The following is a 13,789-nucleotide window of genomic DNA, read 5'->3' on the forward strand; positions in this document are numbered from 1 at the left end:
AAGAATTGATGTAATTCATGTTTTCTTTTCAGATTAACATGACATCACTTTGGTTTCTCTATATAATACTCATTGAGGTGAAAAAGTGTGAAACAAAAATCAATCTAAACGTATAAAAAAAGACAAACTTAAAAACAAGTTTGAATAATTTAGAAAAAATAGAATAATTGAATATTATGGTTTAGTTAATTTAGAAACGTCAAAACCTGATTTCTTAAGAAACTCAATTGCTGATTCTTCTGTTAAATCTTGTTGCTTTATAGGTGGATTAGGATTTCTAAATGATTCATAATCTGAAGGATTAAATGTCTCTCCAGTAAGAATCATATGGTATATACTGACAAGCATCATTCTTGCAATTGCGATAATGGCTTTCTTGTGACCTCGTCTCTTTTTGATACGAGAATACTTAATTCCAAAATAGCCCTCCTTATCTTTGATTGCTCCAAGAGCACACTGAACTAATAAAGGTTTTAAATATTGACCTGCTTTAGAAATACGAACTGATTTTTTCTTATTAGCACTTTCGTTATTTGCAGGTGCTAATCCAGCCCAACAGGTTAGTTGTTTATCTGATTCGAATTGTTTCATATCTACTCCGATTTCTGAAATAATAAGGATTGCAGATAAAGTGCTGATGCCTGGTAGTTGGGTGATGTGCATGAATTGATCGAACATTGGTGCTGCACGTTTCATCATTTCGATTTCACAGTTATCAATATGGACTTGTAATTCTTCCATATGAGTCATTGACTCATTCATTTTAAACCTTTGATCAGTTTCAATATTGCAGTGTTTAATGGAATCTAGAATCTTATCTTTATTTTTACACGATCTATGGATACATTTCAAAATTTTCTCATCTTCAATGATATCTGACTCAAGTACTTCTTTCATGATTGCTTGTGCAGACTTTCCAAACGGATCTGAAAATACAGAACCAATACCGATATTGGAAACTGTCATACAGTTCTGATATCGATTACGTTCAGAGGAACGCATCCCAACCAATTTATAGCGATAGCGAGATATTTCTCGTAAAGCTCTTATTTCTTTGGGTGGTATAAAAGAAAATTTGATTAGATCATGTTTAAATAAATCACAGATCCATTTTGAATCTTTCTTGTCAGTTTTCTTTCCTTTAATTGCTTTGACATATTTTGGATGAGTTAAGTAAATATTGATTTCATCTTCTAAGATGTTGAAAATTGGAATCCAATATTTACCAGTAGATTCCATGCATGCATCAAAGCATTTGTGATTAATGAGCCACTGTTTAAGATTCAGTAAATCATGGTTTAAAGTTGAAAACGTTTCTTGGATGTATTCAGTAATACGAGTTTTCTTATTAGTAATACCGATTGTAGCCACAATGATATTCTTGTGAACATCCATGCCACAGCAGATTGGTCTAACAATCTTCATAAAAAAATCTCTCCTTTCATTGAAAGAAGAGAAGTGGCATTGACTGCTATCTAAGCTAATCACTCAGTTGATTGTACAATCATAAGTGTCCTGGCTCTAAGTCCAACTTATTTGTGCTTGAAAAGATAGCGGCGACTTATAAATATTCAGGATATTCTATTTAAGTAGAATTGCCTACTCACCCCTACGTGCTCTGTAGTATACCACCTCTCTTTGATTATACTATTATATCGAGAGGCACACTAGAGTTTTGGTGGATTTGAGTTTGGTTATATATTTGTGTCCGCGCAACGAAGGTGCGGGGAAATGGAGGAAAATATGAAACTAATTAAAAACATTCAAGTCTATGCACCAGAAGATTTAGGTGTTAAAGATGTATTGATTTCAGATTCTAAAATAGAAAAGATAGATGATCATATCACATATCCTTATTCTATTGAAACAATTGATGGTACAGGTTGTGTCCTTACACCAGGTCTTATTGATCGTCATGTTCATATTACTGGTGGTGGGGGAGAAGCAGGCTTTATTTCTCGTGCTAGACCTATTGAAGTCAATGAAATACTAGATGCAGGTATTACTACTGTGATTGGATTATTAGGTACAGATGGCTATACAAGAAACACAAAAGAATTATTCGCCAAAGCAAAAGAATTGACTCAAAAAGGTGTCCATACCTATATTCTAACAGGAAGTTATACATATCCTACGTATACTCTCACTGATTCAGTAGAAGATGATATTGTATTTATTGATAGTATTCTAGGTGTTAAGCTTGCTTTAAGTGATCATAGATCAAGTCATATTACTGATGATGAACTTGTTCGTTTAGCTTCTCAAATCCGTACAGCAAGTCTTATTGCTGGAAAACAGGCTAATTTAACACTTCATATGGGTGATGAAAAACAAGGATTAACTCCTGTATTTCATGCATTAGAAAGAGCTGATATTCCTGTTTCTTTATTCCAGCCTACCCACTGTAGTCGTAATCCACACTTATTTAAAGATGCACTTAAGTTTGCTGAAATGGGTGGTACAGTTGACTTAACATGTGAAGGTGATGGCAAGACTCTAGAATTCATTAAACAGTTTAAGGATACTTCTAAAGTCACTATTTCTAGTGATGCACAAGGCTCATGGTCTACATATAATGAAGATGGATCTATCAAAGAAATTGGTATTACACCAGTCTCTAACTTAAAGAAAGAATTTATTTCTCTAAAGAATGCATTGGGATATGAAAAAGCTTTACCATTCTTTACTCAAAACGTAGCGCATGTACTAGGCTTAAAAAATACAGGTAGTATTAAAGAAGGCTTTGATTGTGATTTAGTTGTATGGAAAGATGATGAAATTAAGCATATCATCACAAAGAAAGATTAATGCTAAATAAAGGTTCTGATTTTGATAAATGTCATTCAGAACCTTTTCATTTCTAAGAAATACTAAGGGGATACCATACTAATATAAAGAAATATGTTATATTCAGTCACTTATCAAGATGGTTATATTTAATCTGACTATTCTTATAAATACAGATGGTACCTCACACAATTGTGAATCATCCTTTTATGTAGTGAAGTAAGATGAATTTCACTTTCTTATAGTATAATAAGAGTTCAATATAAGATGCTGAATGTATGGCTTTTTCTGATATGCTATAATATAAAAGCAGAGGATCTTATAAATGAAATGGGAGATTTTATTCTAAAAAAACATATCACAGTAATTACCAAGGCTGATTCCTTTGTAAATCAGCCTTTTATGTTATAATGGATTTGAAAGGATGAGACATATGAATAATATAAAAGAGAGAATCAAGATATTCTCAGGTGCGAAGTTAAAATATATCGCATTTGCCTCAATGTTGATTGATCATTTCAATAAAGCTATTATCTATCCTAATCTGGATGGTGGTATGTTAAATAGAATAAGTGATTTATTTGATATTTTAGGAAGAATTGCTTTCCCTATATTTATCTTTCTTTTAATAGAAGGGTACTTCCATACGAGAAACAAATATAAATACTTAGGAACTCTTCTTCTATTTGGTATCATCTCTGAAGTCCCATTTGATATGTGTACATCAGCTGTGTTCTTTGAACCCAACTGGAACAATATTATGTTTACACTGTCATTTGTACTTGCCATTATATGGATTATAGATGTATTAAAAGAGAAACTGAATAAACCATTATGGTATGTTGTATCCATCCTCATTGTCGCAGTTATGTGTTTTGTAGCTATGAATCTAGGATTAGATTATGAACATCATGCCGTACTTATTGGCTATTTCATGTATATATTTCATGATAAATATATCTATTCTATACCATTTTGTTATGCGTCAATGTTTAAGGAACCCTGGGCATTACTTGGATTTGGCTTGAATCTGACTTATAACGGAGAAAGAGGTAGACAAAATAAGTTATTCAACTATTTCTTCTATCCAGTACATTTGCTTATTTTAGGAATAATAAGAATGACTTTTCATATTTAGATACATCATTTAAAGTTCATAATAATTGTGTAGTATTAAATTATACAAAAAATATACTTGAAACGAGGTAAATACATATGATTATTGAAACACTCTTATCAAAAAGAGATCAATTACCCCTAGAACTCGCTATTATTGAACCAGAAGGAGAGGCTATCGGTATTATTCAGTTAATACATGGAATGTCTGAACATAAAGAACGCTATTATGAGTTTATGTACTATTTATCACAACAAAGCTATATTTGTGCCATTCATGATCATAGAGGACATGGTGCAAGTGTAAAAGACACATCACATTTAGGATATTTCTATACAAACGATATAACATATATTGTAGATGATGCTTATCTAGTTACAGAATATTTGAAAAACAGATATCCTACATTATATATCTCTATATTTAGTCATAGTATGGGTACATTGGTTTCTAGAAACTATCTAAAAAAATATGAAAAGCATATTGAAAAGATTGTATTGTGTGGTCCACCTACAGAAAATAAGCTTGTTGATTTAGCATTATTTGCAGGAAAACTTACCGGATCATTTTATAAAGAACATAAACCTAATAAGATTCTGAATAAATTATCTGTAGGATACTACAACAAAGGCTATAAAACTGAAAATGAATGGATCTGTTCTAACTTACAGACTGTGTCTTCATATAACAACGATCCTCTATGTGGGTTTACTTTTACTACAAGCGGCTTTATAAATCTATTTCAACTATTAAAATCAGCTTTCATCAAAGATGATTGGAATCCACAAAACAGTTCATTACCTATATTCTTAATTGCGGGTGTTGATGATCCAGTCATTCAAGGAAAACAGAAATTTAATGAATTAGAAGAGTTTTTGAAAGAAGTAGGTTATGAAAATATCAAGAGTAAACTGTACAAAAATAAAAGACATGAACTACTCAATGAAACAAATAAAGAAGTAGTATATAAAGATGTTCTAGACTTTTTCTATGCTAATTAATACAGGAGGTTCTATATGGTTTTTGATTTTAAGAAAGAATATAAAGAATTCTACATGCCTAAAAATAAACCCATGATAGTCACTGTTCCCCGTGCTAACTATATTGCGGTAAGAGGACAAGGAGATCCAAATGAGGAAGGTGGGGCTTATCAGAAGGCTATTAGTGTACTATATGCAGTCGCTTATACACTTAAGATGAGCTATAAAACAAATTATAAGATAAAAGGATTCTTTGAATATGTGGTTCCTCCACTAGAAGGTTTCTGGTGGCAGGATGGTATTGAAGGTATAGATTATGACAATAAATCTACTTTTAACTGGATTTCTGTCATTCGTTTACCAGACTTTATTACTAAAAAAGATTTTGAATGGGCAGTAGAAACTGCTTCTATTAAGAAAAAGATGGATTGTTCTTGTGCAGAATTTCTTACTATAGAGGAGGGATTATGTGTACAGATGATGCATATTGGTCCTTTTGATGATGAACCAGTTTCTGTTGCACTTATGGATAAATATCTAGAAGAAAATGGATATATCAATGATCTTTCAAAAGAAAGATTACATCATGAAATATATCTTTCTGATGCAAGAAGAGTCGCACCAGAAAAATGGAAAACAGTTATTAGACATCCCATCAAGAAAGGAGTTAGACATGAATGAAAAAATAGGAGAAGTCTTCTCTATCACAAAGGATAATCAGCCAATACCAGGCTGTACGACTTCTAAAGCAGTAAATGATACACTCACTTGTTTCTCACTCGCAAGAAATACAGATATAAGTGCAGAAATCTATCCTTATTATAAGATGATTTATGTCTTGAAAGGTCAGTTGGAAGTCTATGGAAATAATGGCTATACTAAAGTAGTTAAAGAAAAGGAAAGTTTTATTACATTCACTGATACCCCAATAGGTATAAGAACTAAAGAGGGTGTCATATATACAGAAGCAATGATTAGGAGGACAGATATTATGAACGAAATAATTAAACCAGGAGAAGTATTTAAACTTGCAGAACTATTACCTTATTCAGAAGGTAAGATTATCAATATGGATATTGTACATAATGAGAAGATGAAATTTATAGTAATGGCATTTGATGAAGGAACTGGACTTACTGAACATGCAGCACCAGGAGAAGCTATCATCTTCGCATTAGATGGTGAAGGTATCATCAGTTATGAGGGTAAAGACCATGTCATTAAAGCAGGAGAGAACTTCTGTTTTGCGAAGGGTGGCATGCATGCAGTCAAAGCATCTAAACGTTTCAAGATGGCATTACTTCTTACATTAGAATAATGAATATATTACCTAGAACGAGATTCAATGTAGTCTCGTTTTTTTACGTCTTCATACTTCTTGAAATAGCTCAAATTAAGAGTAATAATAATACTGTTCATTAATGGGGGGATTTAATGATATGACGAAAGACTTAACTCAAGGCAAGATTATGCCTCTTCTTTTTTCTTTTACCGTCCCACTCGTTTTAGGTAATTTATTTCAGATGACCTATAATGCAGTAGATAGTATTATAGTAGGACAGTTCGTAGGGAAAGAAGCACTTGCCGCAGTAGGAATATGTAACCCAATCAGTACACTAATGATTCTATTCTTAAATGGATTATGTATGGGTGCCAGTATTCTTATGGGGATTCAATATGGTGCTAAGAATTATAAAGCATTAGAAAGACAGATCAGTACAACTATGATATCAGGTGTTGTATTCTCTTTTGTACTTACTATCATATGTTTATTATTCGCCAAACCAATATTAATGTTGTTACAGGTTGATCAATCAATATTTACGATGACTACAGAATATATGCGTATTATATTCTTAGGTCTTATGTTTACATTTCTTTATAACTTTTTCTCTAGTACACTAAGAGCTCTAGGTGATAGTGCATCACCACTTTATTTCTTAATTATCAGTGCTATATTAAATATATTTGGAGATTTATTCTTTGTAATTGTATTAAAGGCAGGATGTAATGGCTGTGCTATTTCTACAGTACTTAGTGAAGCATTATGTTGTTTATTCTGTGTGATCTATATTCAAAAGAAAGTACCTATATTAAGACTTGGGAAAAAATGGCTTGTCTTTGATTCAAGTTATTTAAAGAAAACAGTAGCTTATGGATGGGCATCTGCCATGCAGCAGGCTACAGTACAGATGGGTAAGATTGCGATACAGGCATTAGTCAATACGATGGGTGTTTCTGTCGCTGCTGCTTTTGCGGTTGTCAATAGAATAGATGACTTTGCGATATCACCAGAACAAAATATAGCCCATGCAATGACTGCACTCATGGCTCAAAACAAAGGAGCAGGTAAAGACAATCGTATGAAGGAAGGCTTTCGTTGTGGTCTTATACTTGAAATAACCTATGCTTTGATAGTTATGTTAATATGTCTATTATTCGCAAAAGAACTTATGAGTTTATTTGTAAAAGATACAGAAGTTATAGGTCATGGTGTCACTTATCTTCATCTCATTGCAGTCATGTATATTCTTCCCGCATTTACTAACGCTATTCAAGGATTCTTTAGAGGGATAGGGGATTTAAAGGTTACACTACTTTCTAGCTTTACTAATATGGGAGGAAGAGTTATTGCCGCAATACCTATGATTTTATTATGGAACTTTGGAATAGAAGCATTACCTTATTCTTACTTGATAGGATGGATTGCGATGTTATTAGTGGAAGCACCTCTCATGATTCGTATATATAAGAAAAAATAGAAATAATTAGGGCGATAGGGTAATCCTGTCGCTTTTACTATATAATGAAATAAAGGAGGATCATCTAATGACTATACAAGAAAAAGCTGAACGAATACTTAAGGGCATTAAGAAAGAAAAAGGAAACAATCCTATACAGATATTTAAAAATATTGCGAAGAATGATTACATTAATATGCATGGACCTGAACATCATATTTTAGATGGAGCATGTTTACTCATCGCATTTAAAAATGCGGGTGGTGAAATTGATTTAGATGATGCATTAAATAAAATCATGATAGAAGGATTAAGAATGCCAGGTGCCATGTGTGGTTTTTGGGGTGTATGTGGTGCAGTCACATCTCTTGGTGCTGCATTATCTATTATTGATCATACAGGACCATTATCAGTGGATGGTACATGGGGAGACCATATGGAATTTACTTCAAATGCATTAAAAAACTTAGGTGAAATCAACGGGCCTAGATGTTGTAAAAGAGATGCTATAATCTCATTTAAGAATGCGATTGATTATGTAAATACACATTATAATGTCACTTTGGAATATGAACATTCATCTTGTCACTATTCAAAACTGAATAAGCAATGTATAAAAGAGAGATGTCCTTATTATGGATAAAAAGAAAGTTGCATTTATATGTGTTCATAATTCATGTAGAAGTCAGATAGCTGAAGCATTAGGTCATTATCTCGCATCTGATGTTTTTGAAAGCTATTCTGCAGGAACAGAAACAAAACCAATCATCAATCAAGATGCTGTTCGTATAATGAAACAAATGTATGGCATAGATATGGAAGAGGCGCAATATTCTAAACTTATAAATGATATTCCAAAACCGGACATTGCGATTTCTATGGGATGTAATGTAGGATGTCCTTTCATAGGTAGACCATTTGATGATAACTGGGAATTAGAAGATCCTACAGGTAAAAGTGATAAAGAATTCGTAAAAATTATTAAACAAATTGAAACTAAAATATTAGATTTAAAGGATAATTTAAAGAACTAGGAGAATTCATATGAAACTCTTATATCGTTTTTGCTTATTAATTGCAATTATACTCTCCCATATCATGTGTGCTGTTGTTGCTTATAACTATTGTAATATGGAATGGGAGATTAAGGTTGGAGGAACAAGTGCACCAGTTGAAATGGCTTATCTCTATGCGATTCCTTTTGTGATAGGAATTGTCTTATGTCTGATTGGCGCATTCTATTTCAAGAAAAAATCATGTTAATATAATTATAAGGAGGAAATCATGGATAAAATCAAAAAGAACTGGATCAATTATTTCATTATTCTCATTGCTTTTTATATCGTTCCAATGCTGATAAAAGATACAGGAAGTGGCATGTTTATTCTACTCATTGTCATTCCCCTTATAACATTGATCACTTCGCTTATATATGGATTAAGAAATACAGTTGATTTCATCTATCCTCTAATTGTCGCAATTCTGTTCATTCCTACATTATTCATCTATTATAATATTTCTGCCTGGGTGTACATTATCGCATATTCTCTCATTGCATTCATAGGAGAACTATTAGGTAAAACACTTCAAAGAAAATAATAATTCTCTTGCCTTGAAGTTCACTTTAGCCTTTTCTTATAGAAAAGGAAGGATATTATGAGTAAAAAAGTCATTGTATTATCAACAAGTCTAAGAAGTAGTAGTAATTCAGAATTACTTGCGAAAAGTTTTGTAGAAGGGGCAAAAGAATCTGGAAATGAGGTAGAATATATCTCACTTAAAAATAAAGATATTCGTTTCTGTATTGGATGTCTTACATGTCAAAAAACTGGACATTGTGTTATTAAAGATGATGTTGCGGGTATTATGGATAGTGTAATCAATGCTGATGTTGTTGTATGGGCTTCACCTATTTATTATCGCTAAGTTTATGAAAAATGTTGCTACTAGATCATTAAATTTAACTTAACGCCTATTTTTCTACTTTATAGCCACCTAACTCAAATCATCATTTCTCGAACAGTTGTAAAATGATCTTAAAAGGTCAGGTGAGTGCTATGATAACTGAAAACCAGGTAAAAAACTATTTAAGATCTAAGGATAAGGATTATGTAAATAAACTTATCGAATCATTATATGAACAGGATGATGAAGACATTGATCCATCTCATAAGGCATGCCCTATATGTGGTTCAGTCCATTTCAAGAAGAATGGAAAAGATAAGAACAGACATCAGAGATATATCTGTCTTGACTGTCACAAGTCTTTTAGTGATAGAACCAACACCTTATTCTACTGGTCTCATTTTACTTTGGACCAGTGGCTTCACTTCATTGAACTGGAACTATATAAAATGCCTCTAGAGGGTGAGGCTCAAGTCTTAGAGACAAGCAAGACGACCTGCTTCTATATGCGTCATAAACTTTATCATGCAGCATCTGAAATCATGGGTCATCAGAAATTATCTGGTGAAGTTGAAATAGATACACAGTATAAAAGTATAAACCTAAAGGGAACACGTCCTCAAAATATGCCTAGATACTCAAAGAAAAGAGGTAAACAGGCTGCATATAGAGGAATATCTCATCACAAGGTTGCCATTGTCTGTGCTACAGATGAAAATGATCATATGATGATGCAGGTATCAGGTCTTGGAAGTGAGTCATTCGATAAATATAAAGCGAATAAAGACTACTTTAAGGATGTGGAAGAGTTCATATCAGATTCAAAGGCAAGCATACAGCAGTTTGCCAACTATCTTGAAGCAGTAAACAATAAGATAAAGACATCTCCTTTAGAGAAGAGATATCTTACTGATGATGGTAAATCATTAGGAGCTGTCAATGAGATGATGACAGAAGTAAGCTCAATGATACAGACAACAAGAGGCGTTGGCACCAGATACATACAAGGTTATCTAGATTTCCTGCTTCTTAAGAAGCAGGCTAAGTATACATTCAAGAGAAAGGAAATGGCATCTGAGATTCTAAGAATGATGATGGATACTGAGGCTTTCAGTAATGAAATGGTAAGAGCTACACCTATGCCTATTTCACTTAAGGAAGCATATTACGAATATCGTTATGGTATATTCGCTGAATAAGATTACTCAAAGCAACAATTTTCTTAAATTGAGCGTTTATTATTATGAAATGAGTGGTCAGATGAAAACTCTTATTGATCGTCTCAATCCAATGTATTCTAAAGATTATAGGTTTAGAGATGTATATCTTCTTGCGACAGCTGCAGAAGAAGGAGATGAAGTCTTTGAAAAAGTCATTACTGGACTAAATGGCTGGATTGACTGTTTTGAAAAGACATCTATTAAAGGCACTGTCCTTTGTGGTGGTGTATCTAGTGGTGGAGATATATCTAGTAATGATAAGCTTAAAGAAGCCTATAATCTAGGTTCTCATGTATAAGGCAGACATTGTGATATTTGATTATACAATTGCTGCACCATTTATCTTACCTGCAGGAACTGATACAATTATTAAATGCACACTTGCAAAATGGACAGGTCTTGCCTTTAAAATTCCGTGTACCTCATTAGAAGAATGTAAGAGTAAAGATTAACTAAAATAAACAGGCATCTATTTCTTATTTGGGAGAGATGAAGCGACCAATAAAGGTATTGTCTATATTGGGCAGGCAGAAGTGCGTAAGAATGGTAAAGGTATAAGACAATTAGATGAAGAATCATAAGCATGAACACATGATGTTCATGTTTTTTTGTTAGTTATAACTAATATATTAATTGTGGTATCTATTTCATAGTGATATACTAAATCTGTAAGTTAGTTCAAACTAACAAAGAGGTAATATCATGAGAATACTTATATATGGTGCAGGGGTTATTGGTTCATTATATGCAGTTTTGTTGAAAGAAGCAGGGTATGATACAACTATTTATGCAAGAGGACATAGACTTGAAGCCCTTCAAAATCAAGGACTCCTTTATAAGAAAAATAATATAATCAAAAAAGTAGATATCAAGGTCATTGATTACTTACAAGATAATGATATATATGATTTTATTTTTTTAACTGTTAGAGAAAATCAATTATATCAGGCACTGAAAGAATTGAAATCCAACAAAAGTAAAAACATTATCACAATGGTTAACTCAATAGATAATTATGAAAAATGGGAAAGCATTGTAGGAAAAGGAAGAATATTGCCAGCTTTTCCGGAAGCTGGAGGCAGTATCACAAATGATATACTTGATGCATCACTTACTCCAAGATTTATACAGCCGACTACTTTTTCTGAAATAACTGGAAAAAAGACAAATAGGACACAGCGGCTCTCAAAAATATTTAAACATTCACGCATACCTTTTCAGCAGGTCAATGATATGCATATATGGCAGTTATGTCATATTGGGATGGTTGTACCTCTTGCGAATGCTTATTATCAAACAGAATATCCTGAATCCGTAGGTCAAGATAAACTTGTGATGAAAAATACAGCGAAAGAGCTTAAATATAATTTCAAGATTTTATATGAAAAACTTCATACATTATCACCTTATAAAATGCATATCTTTAGAATTTTACCAATACCAATAATTACATATATTTTATCGCAGACTTATAAAAGTCACTTTGGATATACATTCATGTATCAACATGCAATAAAAGCACCAGATGAAATGAAAGAACTACATAACCAATTTTATTCTTATATTAAGAAAATGGAGATTATGAATATGACAAATGAAGAATATAAACAACTATCAATCAAAGAATTTACTAAAGCAGCTGGAAGATATGAGGGAAATCATGCAGGTCTCTATGAAATGTGTAAGAAGGATTATCCAGATATCTTAGAAGAATTAGAGAAAGAACCATTTATAGATTTACTTGATGCAGGATGTGGGCCAGCACCTATGATTTCTTTATTATCAGGAAAATATCCAGATAGACATTATATAGGTCTTGATCTTACACCAGCTATGATTGAAGAAGCTAAAAAGAAGAATATTCCAAATGCAGTATTTATAGTAGGGGATTGTGAGAATTTCCCTTTTGAGGAAAACTCATTTGATGCCATTATCTGTTCTATGAGCTTTCATCATTACCCTAATCCACAGGCATTTTTTAATAGTGTAAAAAGATGCTTACGTCCAAAGGGTAGATTAATACTTAGAGATGTTACTAGTGATAATAAGTTTCTTGTATGGGTAATGAATACATTTGAAATGCCTCTCGCAAACCTATTTGGTCATGGAGATGTTCAGGTTCCTACAAGAGATATTGTATATAAATGTTGTAAAGAAGCAGGATTAAAAGTAGAGAAGTTTGAAATACGTAAAGGGATGCGCCTGCATTGTGTTGTAAGAAAAGAAGGCGATTCAAAATGAAAATAAATGTAAAAGGTGTACCAGAAACAATGATCCAGACTCTTTATGCACGTGCTAAAGAAACAAGTCAAAAGAATCCTAAAATCAAAGATGAAATGGCTGTATCAATAGTCAAACAATTAGATTATGACTTTTCTCAAGCAGATCAAGATAAAACAATGCGTTCTGGTGTGATTGCAAGAACAATTGTATTAGATAAGATGGTAGAGGAATATTTAGATAAACATAAGAACACTATTGTGATTAATATTGCATGTGGTCTTGATACAAGATGTTATCGTATGAAAGGAAAATATATACGCTGGTATAATCTAGATTTACCTGAAACGATGAATATAAGAAAACAGTTTTTAATAGAAACAGGACCTATCTATCAAATCGCGAAGTCAGCTATGGATGAAACCTATACAAATACTATTCACAATGAAGGAGAAGACGTTCTAGTAATCATAGAAGGTTTGACTATGTATTTAACTGAAATTGATATTAAGAAGATCTTTTCTATTATCGAACATGCATTTTCAAATGTCACAATAATGGTTGAAGTGATGTCACCTTTTATGGTGAATCACATTAAAGAAAAATCTATAGAAGACAGTTGCGCAAAATTTACATGGGGTATAAAAAATGGGAAAGAACTAGAAAAACTTATCCCTTCATTTTCTTTTCTAAAGGAAGTAAGTCTTGTAGAGGGAATGAAGCAATTGATGCCTATATATCATGTTTTAGGTAAGATTCCTTTTATTTCTCATGTATCTAATAAAATAATCGTGTTAGAAAAACACATTTGATAAAGAG

17 protein-coding genes are annotated in these 13,789 nt (G+C 32.5%); 16 read left to right on the forward strand and 1 reads right to left on the reverse strand.

All coding sequences use genetic code 11. The annotated features are described in order from the left end of the window. Window positions 1-174 precede the first annotated feature (174 nt). A complete protein-coding gene (locus NQ499_RS06510) occupies window positions 175-1,425 on the reverse strand; it encodes an IS110 family RNA-guided transposase (RefSeq protein WP_259848552.1) in 1,251 nt (416 codons plus the stop codon). Window positions 1,426-1,743: 318 nt separating this feature from the next. Between NQ499_RS06510 and iadA the strand changes: the two genes are divergently transcribed. The 16 genes from iadA to NQ499_RS06590 all read left to right on the forward strand — a co-directional run bounded on the left by iadA (window position 1,744) and on the right by NQ499_RS06590 (window position 13,782). After that, window positions 1,744-2,808 (forward strand): beta-aspartyl-peptidase, encoded by a 1,065-nt coding sequence (gene iadA, locus NQ499_RS06515; RefSeq protein WP_259848785.1) that lies wholly within the window; start codon window positions 1,744-1,746, stop codon window positions 2,806-2,808. Window positions 2,809-3,220: 412 nt separating this feature from the next. Then, window positions 3,221-3,925: a TraX family protein gene (locus NQ499_RS06520; protein WP_155812840.1), complete on the forward strand. Its 705-nt coding sequence runs from the start codon at window positions 3,221-3,223 to the stop codon at window positions 3,923-3,925. Between the two features lie 77 nt (window positions 3,926-4,002). Next, a complete protein-coding gene (locus NQ499_RS06525) occupies window positions 4,003-4,905 on the forward strand; it encodes an alpha/beta fold hydrolase (protein WP_006506274.1) in 903 nt (300 codons plus the stop codon). A gap of 15 nt (window positions 4,906-4,920) precedes the next feature. After that, window positions 4,921-5,565, forward strand: a complete 645-nt coding sequence (locus NQ499_RS06530) for a GyrI-like domain-containing protein (protein ID WP_006506275.1) — start codon at window positions 4,921-4,923, stop codon at window positions 5,563-5,565. After that, on the forward strand, window positions 5,558-6,202 hold the full coding sequence (locus tag NQ499_RS06535; protein WP_006506276.1) for a cupin domain-containing protein: 645 nt from the start codon (window positions 5,558-5,560) through the stop codon (window positions 6,200-6,202). The genes NQ499_RS06530 and NQ499_RS06535 overlap by 8 nt, the downstream gene beginning before the upstream one ends. Window positions 6,203-6,323: 121 nt before the next feature. After that, window positions 6,324-7,646, forward strand: coding sequence for an MATE family efflux transporter (locus tag NQ499_RS06540; RefSeq protein WP_040390037.1), 1,323 nt, complete (start codon window positions 6,324-6,326; stop codon window positions 7,644-7,646). A 67-nt stretch (window positions 7,647-7,713) separates the two neighbouring features. Further along, the gene (locus tag NQ499_RS06545; protein WP_006506278.1) at window positions 7,714-8,268 is read left to right on the forward strand and encodes a DUF5714 domain-containing protein; all 555 of its coding nucleotides are present in this window, start codon (window positions 7,714-7,716) and stop codon (window positions 8,266-8,268) included. Beyond that, the gene (locus tag NQ499_RS06550) at window positions 8,261-8,659 is read left to right on the forward strand and encodes an arsenate reductase/protein-tyrosine-phosphatase family protein (protein ID WP_006506279.1); all 399 of its coding nucleotides are present in this window, start codon (window positions 8,261-8,263) and stop codon (window positions 8,657-8,659) included. The genes NQ499_RS06545 and NQ499_RS06550 overlap by 8 nt, the downstream gene beginning before the upstream one ends. Before the next feature lie 10 nt (window positions 8,660-8,669). Continuing rightward, entirely contained in the window at window positions 8,670-8,888 is a 219-nt protein-coding gene (locus NQ499_RS06555) for a hypothetical protein (protein ID WP_040390038.1), read from the forward strand. A 21-nt stretch (window positions 8,889-8,909) separates the two neighbouring features. Continuing rightward, entirely contained in the window at window positions 8,910-9,224 is a 315-nt protein-coding gene (locus NQ499_RS06560) for a hypothetical protein (RefSeq protein WP_006506281.1), read from the forward strand. Between the two features lie 57 nt (window positions 9,225-9,281). Then, complete coding sequence (locus tag NQ499_RS06565; RefSeq protein ID WP_259848790.1) at window positions 9,282-9,551, forward strand: flavodoxin family protein; 270 nt, start codon at window positions 9,282-9,284, stop codon at window positions 9,549-9,551. A 131-nt stretch (window positions 9,552-9,682) separates the two neighbouring features. Continuing rightward, window positions 9,683-10,729 carry an IS1/IS1595 family N-terminal zinc-binding domain-containing protein gene (locus tag NQ499_RS06570; protein WP_040389582.1) on the forward strand — a complete coding sequence of 349 codons (1,047 nt, stop codon included), beginning with the start codon at window positions 9,683-9,685 and terminating at the stop codon, window positions 10,727-10,729. Window positions 10,730-10,790: 61 nt separating this feature from the next. Continuing rightward, complete coding sequence (locus NQ499_RS06575) at window positions 10,791-11,048, forward strand: hypothetical protein (RefSeq protein ID WP_202898487.1); 258 nt, start codon at window positions 10,791-10,793, stop codon at window positions 11,046-11,048. A gap of 10 nt (window positions 11,049-11,058) precedes the next feature. Continuing rightward, window positions 11,059-11,202, forward strand: a complete 144-nt coding sequence (locus NQ499_RS06580) for a hypothetical protein (protein ID WP_155812848.1) — start codon at window positions 11,059-11,061, stop codon at window positions 11,200-11,202. Window positions 11,203-11,452: 250 nt separating this feature from the next. Continuing rightward, on the forward strand, window positions 11,453-12,991 hold the full coding sequence (locus NQ499_RS06585) for a methyltransferase domain-containing protein (RefSeq protein ID WP_006506387.1): 1,539 nt from the start codon (window positions 11,453-11,455) through the stop codon (window positions 12,989-12,991). Beyond that, on the forward strand, window positions 12,988-13,782 hold the full coding sequence (locus NQ499_RS06590) for a class I SAM-dependent methyltransferase (protein ID WP_006506386.1): 795 nt from the start codon (window positions 12,988-12,990) through the stop codon (window positions 13,780-13,782). Before NQ499_RS06585 ends, NQ499_RS06590 begins: the two co-directional genes overlap by 4 nt. Window positions 13,783-13,789 lie beyond the last annotated feature (7 nt).

This window comes from Catenibacterium mitsuokai, from assembly GCF_025148785.1.
GTDB classification, from domain to species: domain Bacteria; phylum Bacillota_I; class Bacilli_A; order Erysipelotrichales; family Coprobacillaceae; genus Catenibacterium; species Catenibacterium mitsuoka.